The organism is Pedobacter folensis (assembly GCF_056490665.1).
The window spans coordinates 675,015-691,337 of the sequence record NZ_JBWJIF010000002.1; the positions used below are offsets into that span (position 1 = coordinate 675,015).

A 16,323-nucleotide genomic window follows, 5' to 3' on the forward strand; every position below is an offset into this window, starting at 1 on the left:
TGGCGGTCGATTCTCAGGATAAGCCAGCAGATTCTCATTGTTGATTTTTAAATGTATGACAGGGAAGTACTTTCGCTAAACATTTAAATCAATCAACATGAAACAGTTATTATTTTTATTCTTCTTTATCATTTCCTTAGACTTACAGGTGGCGCACGCAGAATTTTTGAATCTTGGTGCGGCAGAGATAATAATGCTTTTGGTCGTTGGCTTTTTTACTTTGACCTTTCTTATAGGTTTTATTTTTTTATGTTTATACTTAATTAAACGTATTAAACCTGTCAAAAATGAGAAATAAGGTAGTCTTCGGATTGGTTTTCATCCTTGCTTATGGTATTCAGCTTGCTTATGCCGATTTTCTAAATATGGGGAGTGCAGAAATAATCATGCTTTTGGTAGCAGGCCTTATCTTTTTTGGATTTTTTGGCGGCATTTTTATGCTGATTTATTTTTTGATCAAAAGAAACCGGAATACGTCATCAAACCTGGCTCCGAATACTGTTGCTATAAATTTTGCCCCTCCGCTTACCTATCAAAGCCCTACAATTGAGGGAAAAGCCGATAAAAAAGAAACCGCAAAAGTAAATACCAGAATTGCTTTGCCTCAACAGAACGAAATCAGATATGTGAATACTGAAGAAATTATCAGGTGTGAAGCAGATAACAACTATACCAATTTTTTCTTTAGTGATGGCGACCAATTGTTAATTTCAAAATCGTTAAAAGAATATGCAGACCTGCTCAAACCTCATGGTTTTGTGCGGGCACACCAAAGCCACCTGGTTAACCCGCGTTTTGTTAAAAGCTGGTTGAAGGAAGACGGTGGAACCTTGTTAATGGATAGTGGCGATAAAATCCCGGTAAGTAAACCTAATAGAGAACTGGTAAAAGAGATGTTGGGAAAGTAGTTTTTTCTTTGATCGTCATTTCGAGGCGGCTTTTTCAGCCCACAGCCTGTTCCATATTTTGAGGAAATCTTACAACAACGGATTAGTGCTTAAGATTGCTTCCCCGAAAAGTCGGGGCAGGCTGTCGTTCCTTCTCGTAATGACGAAATTTTATTTTTAAACATTACATTTTTGTACTTTTGCGGTTATGTCAGTTATTAAACCCTCATTAGCAAAAGGTACCCGCGATTTTTCTCCTGTTGAAATGGTAAAACGCAACTTTATTTACGATACCATTAAAACGGTTTTCAGAAAATATGGTTATGCCGAAATCCAGACCCCAAGTTTCGAAAACCTTTCTACTTTGACAGGAAAGTATGGCGATGAAGGTGATAAACTGATTTTTAAAATATTAAATAGCGGCGAGTTTCTTAAAGATCCTAAAAAGAAATCCTTCGATTTTGCCGATGAGGACAATAGCAATAAACTAATCCCTTTAATCTCTGAAAAAGCCCTGCGTTACGATTTAACGGTACCTTTTGCACGTTATGTGGTCATGCACCAGCACGAAATCACCTTGCCTTTTAAACGTTTTCAGGTGCAGCCGGTTTGGCGTGCAGATCGTCCACAAAAAGGCAGATACCGTGAGTTTTACCAGTGTGATGTGGATGTGGTAGGTTCGGAAAGTCTATTGAACGAGGCCGAATTTATTTTAATCTACAATGAGGCCTTAAGCAAACTGGGCCTGAAAGATTTCAGTATAAAAATCAACAACCGGAAAATCCTGTCAGGTATTGCCGAAATTATTGGTAAACCTGATTTAATTATCGATATGACCGTAGCCATCGATAAACTGGATAAAATCGGTTTAGATGGTGTAAGTAAAGAATTGTTAGAACGTGGTTTTACAGAAGCTGATTTAGAAAAACTTCGCCCGGTAATTTTACTGGAAGGCACCAATGAGGAAAAACTGAGCAGCCTGAAAGCAGTTTTAGCGCAGTCAGCAACAGGTTTAAAAGGCATTGCCGAAATAGAACAGGTTTTTGAATATGTAGAAAGCCTGATTGCTTATGGTTTGCCGTTAACGGCTAAATTAGAGTTAGACATTACTTTAGCGCGTGGACTAAATTATTATACCGGCTGCATTTTCGAAGTTAAAACCAACGAAGTAGCCATGGGCAGCATTGGTGGGGGTGGTCGTTACGATGATTTGACCGGTATGTTTGGCTTGAAGGATTTAACTGGTGTGGGTGTTTCTTTCGGTGCCGACCGCATTTACGATGTACTGGAAGAATTAAACCTTTTCCCAGCCTCTGCAGAAGTTGGCACAAAAGTGTTGATCAGCAATTTCGATGCAGTAGCTGAAAAATATGCCTTGCCCATTGTTCAACAGTTTAGAAATGCAGGTATTTCAGCCGAACTGTATCCAAGTTCAGCCAAGCTCAAGAAACAAATGGCTTATGCTGATGCCAAGAATATCCCTTATGTTATCTTAATCGGTGGCGATGAAATTGCCAGCGGCGAACTTACATTAAAAGATATGCAAAGCGGTGAGCAGAAAAAACTGACTGTTTTAGGTATTCTGGAATTGTTGAAATAAAGTTCAATTAACCACAGAGATCACCGGGTTTTCACAGAGGGCATAGAGGTGGGAGATGCGGTCGTCATCCTGAACTTGTTTCAGGATCTATTTGGCTTAAACCTACCGTCCAATCCGCAATAAAACCGGAAAATGAACATTTTTCTCTGCGTCATCACCCCAGGCTTCTTTTAGTTCGGTAAACATGTACTCAAGCGGATTGCGCTCATTTGCCTTTTTATAATGCTGCAAAGAAGACCAGGTATTTAAATAGCCAATCAACTGGTTAAAATTCCAGGTGCTTTTAATCTGAAAATGAGGCGCAGTAATTTCTTCGAAGGGGAAAGGAATGGTTTTATAACCTTCTTCAATGTAACGGCGTTCACTGTCCCAATATTGGCCCAGAATATCTTCGTAAAGTTTATGTACAGCCTTATCTACCTTTTTATCGATAAACATGATGCCATAACCAATCACTGCGAAAAGTCCATCTGGTTTCAGTGTTCTTTTTACCTCGGCATAAAATGCTTCGAAGTTAAACCAATGGATAGCCTGTGCTACCGTAATTAAATCAAAACTATCATTGCCAACCGAGCTTTGTTCTGCGGGTTCAACTTTGTAGGTGATATTTGGTAACTGTAAGGCATTTTTTAGTTGGTTCTCGCTGATGTCTGTCGCGTAAACTGCATTAAAATGCTGGGCCAACACGCGTGCAACCTGCCCGTTCCCTGTAGCGCAATCCCATGCTGTTTCTTTGTTTTTTATCAGTGAAAACAGATAATCGTACAATTCCTGCGGATAAGTCGGTCTGTAGATAGCGTAGTCGGCAGATTGGGTAGAAAAGTTATCTTTCATTTTATTACTGATTGAGTGCTGAATGAGAGCAGGAGCGAATGCCATCAGAATAACGCTGCGCTTTCTTTATAAAATTATTATATTTTTGATTAACAAAGGTGTTAACGTTAAGTTTCATTCTATCATTCAAAATCCACTCCATCACTCATTCTCTACTATGGAAAAAACAATACATCAAAACGAAATTAAGGATGTAGAATATCGGTTAAAATCTATATTTGGCGGTTCGGTTGGTAATCTTGTGGAGTGGTACGATTGGTACACTTATTCTGCTTTTGCGCTTTATTTTTCTCCTGCTTTTTTCCCAAATAGTAATCCCACTGCACAGCTATTAGATACTGCAGGTATTTTTGCTGTAGGCTTTTTAATGCGCCCTATTGGTGGCTGGCTGTTTGGCAGCATTGCCGATAAACTAGGGCGGAAACGTTCGATGACACTTTCTGTACTTATCATGGCGATAGGTTCCTTAATTATCGGATTAACGCCAGGTTATAAACAGATCGGTATAGCAGCTCCCTCATTACTAATCTTTGCAAGGCTAATCCAGGGCCTGAGTACTGGCGGCGAATATGGAACTTCTGCCACTTACCTCAGCGAAATGGCCACCAAAAAACACCGTGGATTTTATTCAAGCTTTCAATATGTAACCTTAATCGGCGGACAGCTATTGGCGCTGGGCATTCAATTAATCTTACAAAACTGGTTGCTTACACCTGCTGAATTACATGAGTGGGGCTGGCGGATCCCATTTTTTATCGGCGCCATACTTTCTTTCATCGCTTTGTACCTGCGCAGGCATATCGACGAAACCTCGGCTTTTAAAAGCAAAAAATCGGCAGACAAAAAAGGTGGCATTGCGGTACTGATGAAATATCCAAAGGAAGTTTTTACCGTAGTCGGCTTAACCTTGGGTGGAACAATTGCCTTTTATACGTTCAGCACCTATATGCAGAAATTTCTGGTCAATACGGTACACTTGACTAAAGAAACCTCCACAACTTTATCCTTCATCTCGTTATTGGTTTTTGCCGTTCTGCAGCCTTTGTTTGGCCTGTTATCTGATAAAATCGGGCGTAAACCTTTATTAATCGGCTTTGGTGTGCTGGGTACTTTGTGTACCTATCCAATTTTAACCGGCTTAGCTGGAGAAAGCAATACGACGATCATATTTTTGCTGATGATTGGCGCCTTGATTATTGTGAGCGGTTACACAAGCATTAATGCGGTAGTAAAGGCAGAACTGTTCCCCGCCGAAATCAGGGCTTTGGGTGTGGGTTTACCCTATGCTTTAACTGTTGCCATTTTCGGTGGAACGGCAGAATATTTTGCGTTGTGGTTTAAGAATATCGGTCACGAAAATTATTTCTACTGGTATGTAACCGGATGTATTTTAATCTCGCTGATTTTATATACCACCATGAAAGATACCAAACACCACTCTAAAATTGAGGATTAGACTTTTCGTACCATCTGCCTTAAATTGTCCTCGTTTGTAGCGAGGATTATCGAGATCTGCATTTGTAATGCAGATAAGAAAAAAAAATGCCGATAAAATCGCCTTTCCCCTCCGTCCTCGTTGCAAACGAGAATGATATGATTTTGTATTACACCATCTTCCGTGTTAATCGGTGTTTCCGTGGCAAAATGCTGCTGCTATAAGTGAAGTAACCATGAAATAGTCCTCGTTTGTAGGGAGGACTATCGAGATCTGCATTTATAATGCAGATAAGAAAAAAAAATGCCGATAAAATCGCCTTTCCCCTCCGTCCTCGTTGCAAACGAGGACGATATAATTTTGTATTACGCCATTTTCCGTGTCAATCCGTGTTTCCGTGGCAAAGTGCTGCTGCTCCAAGTGGAATAACCATGAATAGTCCCCTTAAATAGTCCTCGTTTGTAACGAGGATTATCGAGATCTGCATTTGTAATGCGGATAAGAAAAAAAATGGCGATAAAATCGCTTTTCTCCTCCGTCCTCGTTGCAAACGAGGACGATATAATTTTGCATTACACCATCTTCCATGTCACTCCGTGTTTCCGTGGCAAAATGCTGCTGCTCCAAGTGAAATAAACCCGACAGTAGCGAAAATCCTTTTTGTTGCTCCTTCGATAAACTCAGGAAAACAGGCACAAAAAGATTGTAGCGAATGGCGGGGCTAAAGGAACCGAAGCGCACTAAGCCCTGCTTTACTTATAATAAAAAAGCATTGTCATCCTGAGTTTTAATTTATGGCATAAATCAGTAACTCAATCCGTGCTTCCGTGGCAAAAATCTTTGCGGGCGTTTACAAATAATTACTCACCTCAATTAAATTCATATCCGGATCGCGGAGATAAATCGAGCTAATTTTACCATTTGCACCACTACGCTCTACAGGTCCTTCTTCAATTTCGATGCATTTCTCTTTTAGCTCCTGTATGACTTCATTCAGTGGGAAATCGGTAATGAAACATAGATCGGCTGTTCCGGGCATGGGTTTGAAAGCTTTTGGATCAATCTCGCATCCATATTGGTGCAGGTTAATTTTCTGATTTCCAAATTTTAAAGCCTTTCGGTTTTCGCCAAATTCAATAATTTCCATTCCCAGGGCAAGGCTGTAAAACCTGCAGGTGCTTTCTAAATTGGCAACCGTTAATACAAGATGATCTAAGTTTTTAATGTCCATAATAATAAATTAGAACTAAAGCATTCGTCCTTTTGTTTTAGCTATAAGGATTTATGCTTTCCATATTTGGTTAGTAAATTATCGACCAACAAAATACTCAATTTTTATATATTTACCATTATGCAAAACCTGCCTCCTTTAGCTGAACGTATGCGCCCTCAAAATCTCGATGAATATGTTGGTCAACAGCATTTAGTTGGAGAAGGTGCCGTGTTACGCAAGGCGATTGAAAGCAGTCAGCTTCCCTCCATGATTTTTTGGGGACCTCCGGGTGTGGGTAAAACTACTTTGGCCTATATCATCTCACAGGCATTGGACCGGCCTTTTTTTAATTTAAGTGCCATCAACAGCGGCGTGAAAGATATCCGCGAGGTAATTGATCGGGCAGCACAGTTAAAAGATAGTTTTTTAGGGCTGCCCATTTTGTTTATCGATGAGATTCACCGTTTTAGCAAATCGCAGCAGGATAGTTTGTTGGGGGCTGTAGAAAGGGGACTGGTGACCTTAATTGGTGCAACAACCGAAAATCCGTCTTTCGAGGTGATTTCCGCTTTACTTTCCCGTTGTCAGGTTTATATTTTAAAATCGTTAACTGAAAAGGAGCTGGCAGGTTTACTGGAAACGGCTATTAAAAAAGATAGTATTCTTTCAGCGAAAAATATTTCCATAAAAGAGCACGAAGCACTGATCCGTTTATCAGGTGGTGATGCCCGGAAATTATTAAATGTCCTCGAAATTGCCATTAACGGCATTGGCGGGAATAAAATTGTACTCACCAACGAAAATGTGCTGGCGCATGCCCAGCAAAACCTTGCCCTGTATGATAAAGCCGGTGAGCAGCATTACGACATTATTTCGGCCTTTATTAAATCAATTCGTGGCAGCGACCCCAATGCAGCGGTGTATTGGCTGGCACGGATGATAGAAGGAGGTGAAGATCCGCTGTTCATAGCCCGCAGGTTGCTGATCCTGTCTTCAGAAGATATTGGCAATGCTAATCCCAATGCACTGCTTTTGGCCAATAACTGTTTTACTGCTGTAAATGTAATTGGGTATCCGGAAGCACGGATTATTTTATCGCAATGTGTAACCTATCTGGCGAGTTCGCCTAAAAGTAACGCCTCTTACGAAGCCATTAACAAAGCGCAGGCTTTGGTTAAACAAACCGGAAACCTGCCCGTCCCTTTGCATATCCGCAATGCCCCAACCAAACTGATGAAAAATATCGGTTATGGCAAAGATTACCAATACTCGCACGGATATGAAGGTAATTTTTCGCCACAGGAATATTTTCCCGAAGAATTAAGCGGCACAAAACTTTACGATCCGGGTAAAAACCCTGCCGAAGAGAAATTGCGTGAAAAACTTAGGCAGAACTGGAAAGACAAATACAAATATTAGTGTAACATTTTCTCCTAAACGCATACTAATAGATAAACCATTAATGATTAACTAATACCTAAACTATATATGCTGAGTACTTTTTTAAGTCATCAAAGAAAATCTTTTTGGCGTTCGCGTAACCGTGGCAGTAGCATTGCCGGACAGGTTGTTCTAGGTTTTTTTATGCTCTACTTCTTTGCTGTTGCTGTTGGAATAGGCTTCGGAATGAGTATTTTTCTTCCAAAAATTTTCCCAGATCAAAATATTCTGACAAGCTTTAACGGCATTATTCTCTATTATTTTGCATTCGATTTTATCATGCGCATGCAGTTTCAGGAATTGCCAACATTGAGTATCATTCCTTACCTGCACCTCAAAATCCAAAAGAGTAAGATCATTAAGTTTTTAAATGTTAAGGCACTGTTCTCGGCATTTAACCTTTGGCCGTTTTTTATTTTTCTGCCTTTTTGTTTTGTTAGAATTTGGGGTGAGCATGGCGCATTGGTTACCATCATGTACATTGTCTCGATATTTTCGATCATGATTTTTAACAACTATATGGTGTTGTACATCAAACGGAAATCGATCACCAATACTTTGTACACTTTTTTAGGCTTGGTGGTTATTGCTGCCTTTGCTGCTTTAGAATATTATAAGGTGATTTCAATCATGGCAGGTTCTGACGTGGTATTCAGGGCTATCGCAGCCCAGCCTTTATATGGTTTTGCCTTTACAATTGCTGCAGTTGCTATCTTTTATCTCAATTCTAATTTCTTGCGTAAAAATTTATACGTAGAAGAATTAAGTACAAAACAGGAGAAAAAAGGCAGTACCGATTATGCTTTCCTTAACCGTTTTGGTAAAGTAGGCGAACTGGCCGCTTTAGAGTTGAAGTTAATCTTACGTCACAAGCGCCCGCGTTCTTCGGTTATCCTTGGATTTTTCTTCCTGTTTTACGGGTTTATTTTTTATAAAGAAAAAGCAATAGACCGCGATGCTTTCGGACAAATGATGTTTGGTGCTATTTTTATGACAGGTGTTTCCATCATTATTTATGGCCAGTTTATGTTTGCATGGCAAAGTGCCCATTTTGACGGGATATTAGCCAATAAAATCAATTTTAAAGATTACATCAGGGCTAAATTTTTACTGTTTACCATTGGCTGTACCATTATCACCTTATTGGCAAGTTTTTACGGGTTTTTAAGTCCGAAGTTATTACTCTTACACCTGGCTGCCTATTTATACAATATCGGTTTTGGTACCGTAGTGGTACTTTATCTGGCTACATTAAACTATAAAAGACTGGATATTACCAAAGCCGCCAGCTTTAATTATCAGGGTACTGGAGCCACACAATGGCTGTTAATGTTTCCATATGCACTTACACCTATTTTAATTTATTTGCCCTTTGGTATACTCAACAAACCTTATTGGGGATTGGTTGCCGTATCGGTTTTTGGCCTGGCCATGTTATTGTTAAGGGGCTTTTGGGTAAATTATATTGCAAAAAGATTAGAACTACAACGTTATAAAATAGCCGAAGGCTTTAGAGAATAATTATGATTTTAGAAGTTAAGAATTTACAAAAAGTTTATGGCGATAAAACCGTTGTAAACATCGAAGATTTGCAGATTGCCCCAGGCGAAACAGTTGGCCTGGTGGGGAATAACGGCGCTGGTAAAACCACTTTCTTTCGGATGCTTTTAGATTTAATCCGTCCTACCAATGGCGAGGTTTTATCGAAGGGCGAAAACGTAATGAACAACGATAACTGGAAAAACTATACCGCATCGTTTTTGGACGAAGGTTTTCTGATTGATTATTTAACCCCTGAGGAGTATTTTATTTTTATCGGCAGTTTAAATAACTTAAGTGTGGCTGATGTTTCTGCTTACCTGAACCAATATGGTGAGTTCTTTAATGGAGAAATATTGAACAGTGGAAAATACATCCGCGATTTTAGTAAAGGAAACCAGAATAAAGTAGGTATTGCGGCTGCGTTGATGCAGAAGCCAGAAATATTAATTTTAGACGAACCTTTTGCCAACCTCGATCCAACTACACAAATCCGTTTAAAGAAACTGTTAAAGGAGCAAACAGGCAACATGACCATCTTTATTTCCAGCCACGATTTAAATCATGTTACCGATGTATGTAACCGGATTATCCTGGTTGAAAAAGGCAGGGTAATTAAGGATTTTAAAACAGACGAAAATACATTGAAGGAGTTAGAGAGTTATTTCTCTGCTTAGTTTTTGTACTAAGAATGATACATTATAGAAGAGTCTCCATTGATCGGGACTCTTTTTTTATAGGTATCGTTCGTGTTTGTAGTAAAATTTGGTCAAAATGGGTCGAAAATACAGTTTGCTTACTTTTTGGCATTGTGTTTGAATATAACGAGTAGAAATTATAAATCTAGATTATTATGAGTATTTCAAAAGTAAGAATAGCGACATTAAGTATAGGGTTAGCGGTAGGTTCAATGGCATTCCAAAGTTGTGATAGTTTAACTAAAACACAAAAAGGAGCTGGTATTGGTGCTGCAGCGGGTGGTGTTATTGGTGCATTAATCGGTAAAAAAGCCGGTAATACAGCAGTAGGTGCCTTAATTGGTGGTGCTATTGGCGGTACAGCGGGAGCTTTTATCGGCCGTAGGATGGACAGACAGGCAGCTGAAATCCAGAAAGCTATTCCTAATGCAGAAGTTATTCGTGAAGGAGAAGGAATTATTGTAAAATTTGATAGCGGTATTTTATTCGATTTCGATAAAACGGCTTTAAAAGATGCAGCTAAAACAAACATCCAGAGTTTAGCTTCTTCATTAAATCAATATCCTGATACTGATATCAAAATTATCGGTCATACCGATAGTCGTGGTACCGAACAATATAACATGGGCCTATCAGAAAGAAGAGCAGCAGCAGTTAAAGCTTATGCAGTTTCTCAGGGTGTACCATCTACTAGATTGGTTACTATTGGTAAAGGTTTTGCTGAGCCAATTGCAGATAACGAAACTGATGCAGGCCGTGCAGCTAACCGTCGCGTAGAGATTGTAATCGTTGCTAACGATGCCTTAAAAGCGACTGCACAAAAACAAGGATAATATTGCAAATTCCCTCTACCTATGAGGTCATTATAAATGCAGCCCCGGTGTACATCCACCGGGGTTTTTTGTTTTCATTTGAGTGTTGTCAACTTTGTCGTCAACCTGCTCTTTAAGTTGACAACGCTGTAATAGAGATACAATTGTGCTGTCTGATGTTGCCATCTGACACTGTTAGTGTATTTACTTTAGTTTTCTGAAAAGCAGGTTCCTGTGTTTGTCGGTTAAGGTAGCCCTGCTATTCACTTCAAGCCTCCACTGCGTTACGGGCTTTCCGTTTCTATCAGGTTTATTTAACATGAGGTGGTGCTGGTTAATGCCCTGCAACTCCAAATAGCTGCGGGAAACGAATGGTTTAATCGGGATAAGCGAAAAGCCCGACTAAACTTAAATAGATGTGAACGGCCTTGCTTTCCAAAAAATAAAAAATCTTGTATCGGGTCTTTTTCATCATTCGTCACCCTGAACTGTAGCGCAGCGGAAAGCTACGAAGTAACCGAGCCTTGAGCGAGCTCACTGAAGGTGATTTATTTCAGGACCTATCTGGCAGGAAAGATGCTGAATCAAGTTCAGCATGACGATCGCGTTAGGTAAAGCGACAGAAAATTGCTCACTAAGAATAGATATCTTCAAAATAACTTACTACAAGCGATTTCATCAGCATTTCCTGCTCGAGCATGGTGTAAGGTGGAATGGCTTTGATTAATGTCCAGTGCGGCCAGCCATCCTGGTCTAAGCCCTCCAGCTCATAAAAGCCCATTTCACTCAATAAACGGCAGGTAGCAATGTGCATCAACTCCTCTTTTTGGCGTTTACTGTATTTCTTTGGCCCTTTGCCCAACTCCTGAACGCCGATTAAAAAAAGCATTACTTTTAAATCAGGAAAATCCGAATCAAATTCCTTTGAAATCTTTTCCTGTAAAACTTTCCACTTGGCATTAATCTCCGACGGCTTCATATCTGGCAAAGATAAGGTAAAAAGGTGTAAGGCCTAAGTAAAAGCTTTGCGGTTTTAACATTAAAGCTTGAATCGTAATTGTATTTTTAGCTACATTTATAACCTATGGATACGAATATCAATAAAACAATTAATGCGGGTTTATTAGCTTACGGCATGTCAGGGAAAGTTTTTCACGCTCCTTTTTTACAGGCACACAGCGGCTTCAATTTAAAGGCTATAGTAGAACGCAACCATAAAAATGCGGTAAATGATTACCCAAATATTACAAGTTACAACAGTGTTGATGAACTGCTGAATGATGAGGAAATAGAACTGGTGGTGATTAATACCCCCAACAACCTGCATTACGAACACTCGAAAGCAGCATTAAGCAGGCATAAACATATTCTGGTTGAAAAACCATTTACGGCAACAGCTGCACAGGCAAAAGAGCTTTTCGAGCTTGCCGATAGCGTAGGGAAACAAATCTTTTTCTACCAGAACCGCCGTTGGGACAGTGATTTTACCTCTGTAAAAAAGGTGATTGAAAGCGGTAAACTGGGTAAGCTGGTTGAAGTTCATTTGCGTTACGATCGTTATCGCAACGTAATCGGCCCAAAGGCATTTAAAGAAAACCCGGTAGAGGCGAGCGGACTTTTATACGATTTAGGTCCACACCTTTTAGATCAGGTAATCTGTTTATTTGGCAAACCATTAAGTTTCCATAAAATTTTAGGTAAAAACAGGGCTGGTACATTGGTGGATGATTATTTTTCGATCCAGTTGAGCTACCCTGATAGTCTGAATGTTTTTGTTACTTCGAGCATGCTGGTGGTAAACCCGCAGGCCGGATTTATTTTACATGGCGTAAATGGAAGTTTTATTAAACAAAGAACGGATATTCAGGAAGAACAGTTGCTGGCAGGTATGAAATTAACCGATCCGGGCTACGGTATTGAATCTGAAAGTAAAGATGGTTTATTAACCACCATTGATGCCGAAGGTCATAAAACCGAAGAGACAATCCCATCAGAAGTAGGAAGTTATTTGCCGCTTTTCGAAGCCATTTATCAGGCGATAAATAACCATAAACCCTATCCCGTTACACGCGAGGATGTTTTAATCCAGTTAGAAATTATCGAAAGCTAATCAAAAAAAATATCCAACCTGTGCCATCTGTTAAATCGATGTAATCCCCTTATCTGTGTAATCCTTATATGAACTCATTGCCATTCGCTTACTTAATTCCTATTTTTCTAATTGCCCTTTATCTTATCCTTAAAAAAAAGAAAGTGGCTATTGATCCTTTAACAGATGTAGATAAAAAGATCCTGGATGATTACGTAGGTTATTACCACAATCTCGATTCGACTGATAAACTTAAGTTTGAGCAAAAAGTAGCTGCATTTTTCAGTACGGTTAAGATAGAAGCTGTAGGTTTAGAAATGACTACCTTAGATGAACTGCTGATTGCTTCGAGTGCCGTGATCCCGATTTTTGGTTTCGACGATTGGCAATACAAAAACTTAACCAGCGTTTTGCTGTATCCAGACACTTTTAACAAAGATTTTCAGTTTGAAGGGGGCGAAAGGAATATTATGGGCATGGTAGGCACAGGTTATATGAACGGACAGATGATTTTATCACGTTCGGCTTTACGTCATGGTTTCTCTAAAAGTGCAGGGAAAGAAAATACCGCTATACATGAATTTGTGCACCTTTTGGATAAATCTGATGGTGCAACTGATGGTATTCCGGAGAATTTAATAGCCCATGAGTATACCTTACCCTGGATTAAAATGATGCATGAGGAAATGGAAAAAATTGAGGATAACAAATCGGATATTAATCCTTATGCCATCACCAACCAGGCCGAATTTTTTGCAGTAGTTTCTGAATATTTCTTTGAAAAACCTGAACAGCTAAGGGATAAACACCCTGAATTGTATTTTCAGTTAAGCCGCATTTTTGCGCAACAGCCTGCGGGTTAATAATAAATTACTAAATGAAAATATTTGCAACAATTATCTGTAGTCTGATTACCATCAGTGCCTTTGCACAGAAAACCTATGTATTAAGACAAAATTATCCAACAGGTTATAAGTACGATTTTACAATCACTTCCGATCAGATTATTAATCAGAAAGTTGCTGGCCGGGATATACATTTAACCCAAAATATCGGAACAGATTATACTTTTGATATTACCGAAGGCCATTATGGCGAAAAGGATATTAAAGTTACCTATAACAGGATTTTCATAAAATCTGTGGCGATGGGCAACACCATGACCTATAGCTCAGATGATCAGGATAGTACCAAAAAGAATCCTTTTAGCGGTTTCAAAGGCGCTTCTTTTTATATGACGGTAACTCCAAATGGTGCGATTAAAACAGTTGCGGGTATTGATAAAATGCTCGATAATATGGCGGCCAGGATGACTAAGGATACCAGTCAGGTTAAACAGATTAAAAATGCTTTAAGTAAGCAGTTTAGCAACGAGGTAATGAAACAAACCATGGAATCGTCGTTTAAAATCTATCCAGACAGAGCCGTTAAAATAGGCGACAGCTGGACCGTTGATACCAAAATGCAGATGGGCATGCCCATTGAAACGATTACGCAATATACCTTGAAGGAAGTGAAAGATGGCATCGCTATACTGGGCGTAAAAGGAACACTGCTATCGAAAGGGAATTTTGAAGTGATGGGCAACAAAATGGAAACAGATTTACAAGGAACCAATTCTGGAGAAACTTCACTTGATATGAAAACCGGAATTGTATTAAATAGCCACCTTCGTGTAGAACTGTATGGTAAAATGAAATCGATGGGGCAAGACATCGATTTCGAAATGCAGGGTATTAATAAAATTGTAGGAAAAGAGGTTAATTAGGTTAACGTTGTAGACCTTATAGGTTTCAAGAACCTATAAGGTCTGATAGCAAATTACAAACTACCTGTTAACGCCACCAAAAACTCCGTTGGAATCTCGATATGCGGAATATGCCCGCAGGCATCAAATTCGATAATTTTAGCACCGATAATTTTGGCTGCAGTCTGTTTCCCTAAAAGTTTATATTGCCCGTGTAAAGCCTGCTGATCAGGGCTAAGTAATCCTTTACCTACAATGGTTTTGTCTTCCTTACCGATAAATAAAACAGTAGGTACCTTTAAATTTTGAAACTCGTACACCACAGGTTGTTCATAAATCATGGTATAGGTTAGTGCGGCAACTTTAGCCCATCGCGGGTAATCAGAACTGTTGGTTACACCTCCGGCAATACTAACCAGGTATTCGTATTCGGGTTTCCAATAAGTAAAGTAAGAGCCCTGGTAATACTTCCTTACACTTTCAGCTGTGGTTTTAAGTTCGGTTTGGTACTGTTGTGCAGTGGTGATATAGGGGATGAAAGTTTTATAATCTTCCAATCCGATTGGGTTTTCGAGTAAGAGTTTTTCGGTTGTTTCAGGATACATCAATGCAAAACGTGTAGCCAGCATACCGCCCATGCTATGACCTAAAACTACTGTTTTCTGAACACCCAGTGTATCTAGAAGTCTTTTATTCCAGGTGGCCATTTGATGGAAGCTGTAATGAATAAATGCTTTAGATGATTTACCAAAACCAATCTGATCAGGTACAATAACGCGATAACCAATATTGGTTAAGGCTTTAATTACATTGCCCCAGTAGTAACCGCCAAAGTTTTTGCCATGGAAAAGGATCGCTGTTTTCCCATTTGCAGCTGAAGTGGGTGCAACATCCATATAAGCCATTTTAATATCTTGTCCTTCGGTATTAATGGGGAAATATTTAACCGGATATGGGTATTTAACGTTATCGAGGGTGATGGACAGGGTGTCGGTTTTTTGTGCTTGTGCCTGGCTAAAAACGAACAGGATAAACGCAAGTAGAAAGAAATATCTCTTCATAATGGGGTAGATGTAAAACTAAAAAAACTAATTGGCCCAAGTTAAACTTTTGCCAATTAGTTAGCTTAAAAATCATGCCCTTTTTGCAAAATCACAGAGAAGATCATGCTTTAAAATAATCTGAATTAATTCTTCAGCATCTGTTTTAAATATTTTACAGGCATGGCTATCGTTGTTTCGTCTGATAAACTTCCCGAAATTTTGCTCACTATTGCGTTTTCAATCTTAACATCAGATTTTCCGAAGGTATTAATGGTTAAATTACCAATGCTAATACTTTCTTGTTCATCTGCATGAATACTTACTGATGAATTTTTACAGGAAATATTCAAATTCTTGTAAGAGTTGATTCTTGAATAAAAAACAGCGCTATCAAGATTTACGTTCAATTGTTTGATGTCTGTTTGATTTATTATTCTTGTTGTTTTTTCATTGCTGAATGTAATGGGTGAGCCAAAGCTTAATGAACCAGATTTTTTTAAATTCACATTTAAAGTGTCAGTTTTTGCAGTTAAAACCAGATTAGAGGAATTATTGAGGTTAAGCTCATCAATATCTGGACTATATACCAGTATCACTATGCCATTGCGATGATTACCCGATCGGTTAAGCTTATCGCCAAAATTGATTTGCAGTGCACCGGTACTACTTACGCTAAAATTGATATCATTTTTCATGTCCGTCGGCACTTTTACCCCTGATTTTGCACTTTTTATAAAGTGTAATTCTAGATAAATTCTTTTTGCATCAGGAATATTAACGCTGTGAAAAGGAGTTTTGATTGGTATTGAAGTTCTGCCAGAAGATTCTTTATCAAAAGGCTCTGCATTTATTTCTTGTTCCTCTACAAAGCTATCGCCGTTTGTAGGCCTATAATTTATCTTGACATTAACTGCCACAACTATTATTGGAATAATAATTAAAAGTGCGGCGAGCGCGGTTAGTAATTTATTACTTGTTTTCATTCT

The 16,323-nt window shown here is 39.1% G+C and carries 16 protein-coding genes; 11 read left to right on the plus strand and 5 right to left on the minus strand.

The features are described from left to right. Window positions 1-97 precede the first annotated feature (97 nt). The 3 genes from AC04QZ_RS11495 (at window position 98) to hisS (ending at window position 2,487) form a co-directional block, all read left to right on the plus strand. Window positions 98-298, plus strand: coding sequence for a hypothetical protein (locus AC04QZ_RS11495; protein WP_478357871.1), 201 nt, complete (start codon window positions 98-100; stop codon window positions 296-298). Further along, the gene (locus AC04QZ_RS11500; RefSeq protein ID WP_478357872.1) at window positions 288-908 is read left to right on the plus strand and encodes a LytR/AlgR family response regulator transcription factor; all 621 of its coding nucleotides are present in this window, start codon (window positions 288-290) and stop codon (window positions 906-908) included. Before AC04QZ_RS11495 ends, AC04QZ_RS11500 begins: the two co-directional genes overlap by 11 nt. A gap of 187 nt (window positions 909-1,095) precedes the next feature. After that, the gene (gene hisS, locus AC04QZ_RS11505; protein WP_478357874.1) at window positions 1,096-2,487 is read left to right on the plus strand and encodes a histidine--tRNA ligase; all 1,392 of its coding nucleotides are present in this window, start codon (window positions 1,096-1,098) and stop codon (window positions 2,485-2,487) included. A gap of 102 nt (window positions 2,488-2,589) precedes the next feature. On the opposite strand, the gene AC04QZ_RS11510 is transcribed toward hisS, so the two are convergent. Next, window positions 2,590-3,321, minus strand: coding sequence for a class I SAM-dependent methyltransferase (locus tag AC04QZ_RS11510; RefSeq protein ID WP_478357875.1), 732 nt, complete (start codon window positions 3,319-3,321; stop codon window positions 2,590-2,592). Window positions 3,322-3,478: 157 nt separating this feature from the next. On the opposite strand from AC04QZ_RS11510, the gene AC04QZ_RS11515 reads away from it, so the two are divergent. Continuing rightward, window positions 3,479-4,777, plus strand: coding sequence for an MFS transporter (locus AC04QZ_RS11515; protein WP_478357876.1), 1,299 nt, complete (start codon window positions 3,479-3,481; stop codon window positions 4,775-4,777). An 829-nt stretch (window positions 4,778-5,606) separates the two neighbouring features. Here AC04QZ_RS11515 and AC04QZ_RS11520 read toward each other — a convergent pair. Further along, window positions 5,607-5,987 (minus strand): VOC family protein, encoded by a 381-nt coding sequence (locus AC04QZ_RS11520; protein WP_478357877.1) that lies wholly within the window; start codon window positions 5,985-5,987, stop codon window positions 5,607-5,609. 120 nt (window positions 5,988-6,107) lie between these two features. Between AC04QZ_RS11520 and AC04QZ_RS11525 the strand changes: the two genes are divergently transcribed. From AC04QZ_RS11525 to AC04QZ_RS11540, 4 genes are all read left to right on the plus strand, one after another. After that, window positions 6,108-7,388: a replication-associated recombination protein A gene (locus AC04QZ_RS11525; protein WP_478357878.1), complete on the plus strand. Its 1,281-nt coding sequence runs from the start codon at window positions 6,108-6,110 to the stop codon at window positions 7,386-7,388. A 69-nt stretch (window positions 7,389-7,457) separates the two neighbouring features. After that, window positions 7,458-8,930, plus strand: a complete 1,473-nt coding sequence (locus tag AC04QZ_RS11530) for a DUF5687 family protein (protein WP_478357879.1) — start codon at window positions 7,458-7,460, stop codon at window positions 8,928-8,930. Between the two features lie 2 nt (window positions 8,931-8,932). Beyond that, window positions 8,933-9,625 carry an ABC transporter ATP-binding protein gene (locus tag AC04QZ_RS11535; RefSeq protein ID WP_478357880.1) on the plus strand — a complete coding sequence of 231 codons (693 nt, stop codon included), beginning with the start codon at window positions 8,933-8,935 and terminating at the stop codon, window positions 9,623-9,625. A gap of 176 nt (window positions 9,626-9,801) precedes the next feature. Then, a complete protein-coding gene (locus tag AC04QZ_RS11540) occupies window positions 9,802-10,479 on the plus strand; it encodes a YiaD family glycine zipper/OmpA-like lipoprotein (RefSeq protein WP_208745766.1) in 678 nt (225 codons plus the stop codon). Between the two features lie 613 nt (window positions 10,480-11,092). Here the strand turns inward: AC04QZ_RS11540 and AC04QZ_RS11545 are convergent. Beyond that, entirely contained in the window at window positions 11,093-11,437 is a 345-nt protein-coding gene (locus AC04QZ_RS11545; RefSeq protein ID WP_086548677.1) for a hypothetical protein, read from the minus strand. A 105-nt stretch (window positions 11,438-11,542) separates the two neighbouring features. Between AC04QZ_RS11545 and AC04QZ_RS11550 the strand changes: the two genes are divergently transcribed. The 3 genes from AC04QZ_RS11550 (at window position 11,543) to AC04QZ_RS11560 (ending at window position 14,315) form a co-directional block, all read left to right on the plus strand. After that, window positions 11,543-12,568, plus strand: coding sequence for a Gfo/Idh/MocA family oxidoreductase (locus AC04QZ_RS11550; RefSeq protein WP_478357881.1), 1,026 nt, complete (start codon window positions 11,543-11,545; stop codon window positions 12,566-12,568). Window positions 12,569-12,636: 68 nt separating this feature from the next. Then, complete coding sequence (locus AC04QZ_RS11555; RefSeq protein ID WP_086548679.1) at window positions 12,637-13,410, plus strand: M90 family metallopeptidase; 774 nt, start codon at window positions 12,637-12,639, stop codon at window positions 13,408-13,410. A 14-nt stretch (window positions 13,411-13,424) separates the two neighbouring features. Further along, the gene (locus AC04QZ_RS11560; RefSeq protein ID WP_478357882.1) at window positions 13,425-14,315 is read left to right on the plus strand and encodes a DUF6263 family protein; all 891 of its coding nucleotides are present in this window, start codon (window positions 13,425-13,427) and stop codon (window positions 14,313-14,315) included. A gap of 53 nt (window positions 14,316-14,368) precedes the next feature. Here the strand turns inward: AC04QZ_RS11560 and AC04QZ_RS11565 are convergent, their stop codons facing one another. Both AC04QZ_RS11565 and AC04QZ_RS11570 read right to left on the minus strand, forming a co-directional pair. Next, window positions 14,369-15,355 carry an alpha/beta fold hydrolase gene (locus tag AC04QZ_RS11565; protein WP_478357883.1) on the minus strand — a complete coding sequence of 329 codons (987 nt, stop codon included), beginning with the start codon at window positions 15,353-15,355 and terminating at the stop codon, window positions 14,369-14,371. Window positions 15,356-15,480: 125 nt separating this feature from the next. Next, a complete protein-coding gene (locus AC04QZ_RS11570) occupies window positions 15,481-16,320 on the minus strand; it encodes a GIN domain-containing protein (protein WP_478357884.1) in 840 nt (279 codons plus the stop codon). Window positions 16,321-16,323: the final 3 nt, after the last annotated feature.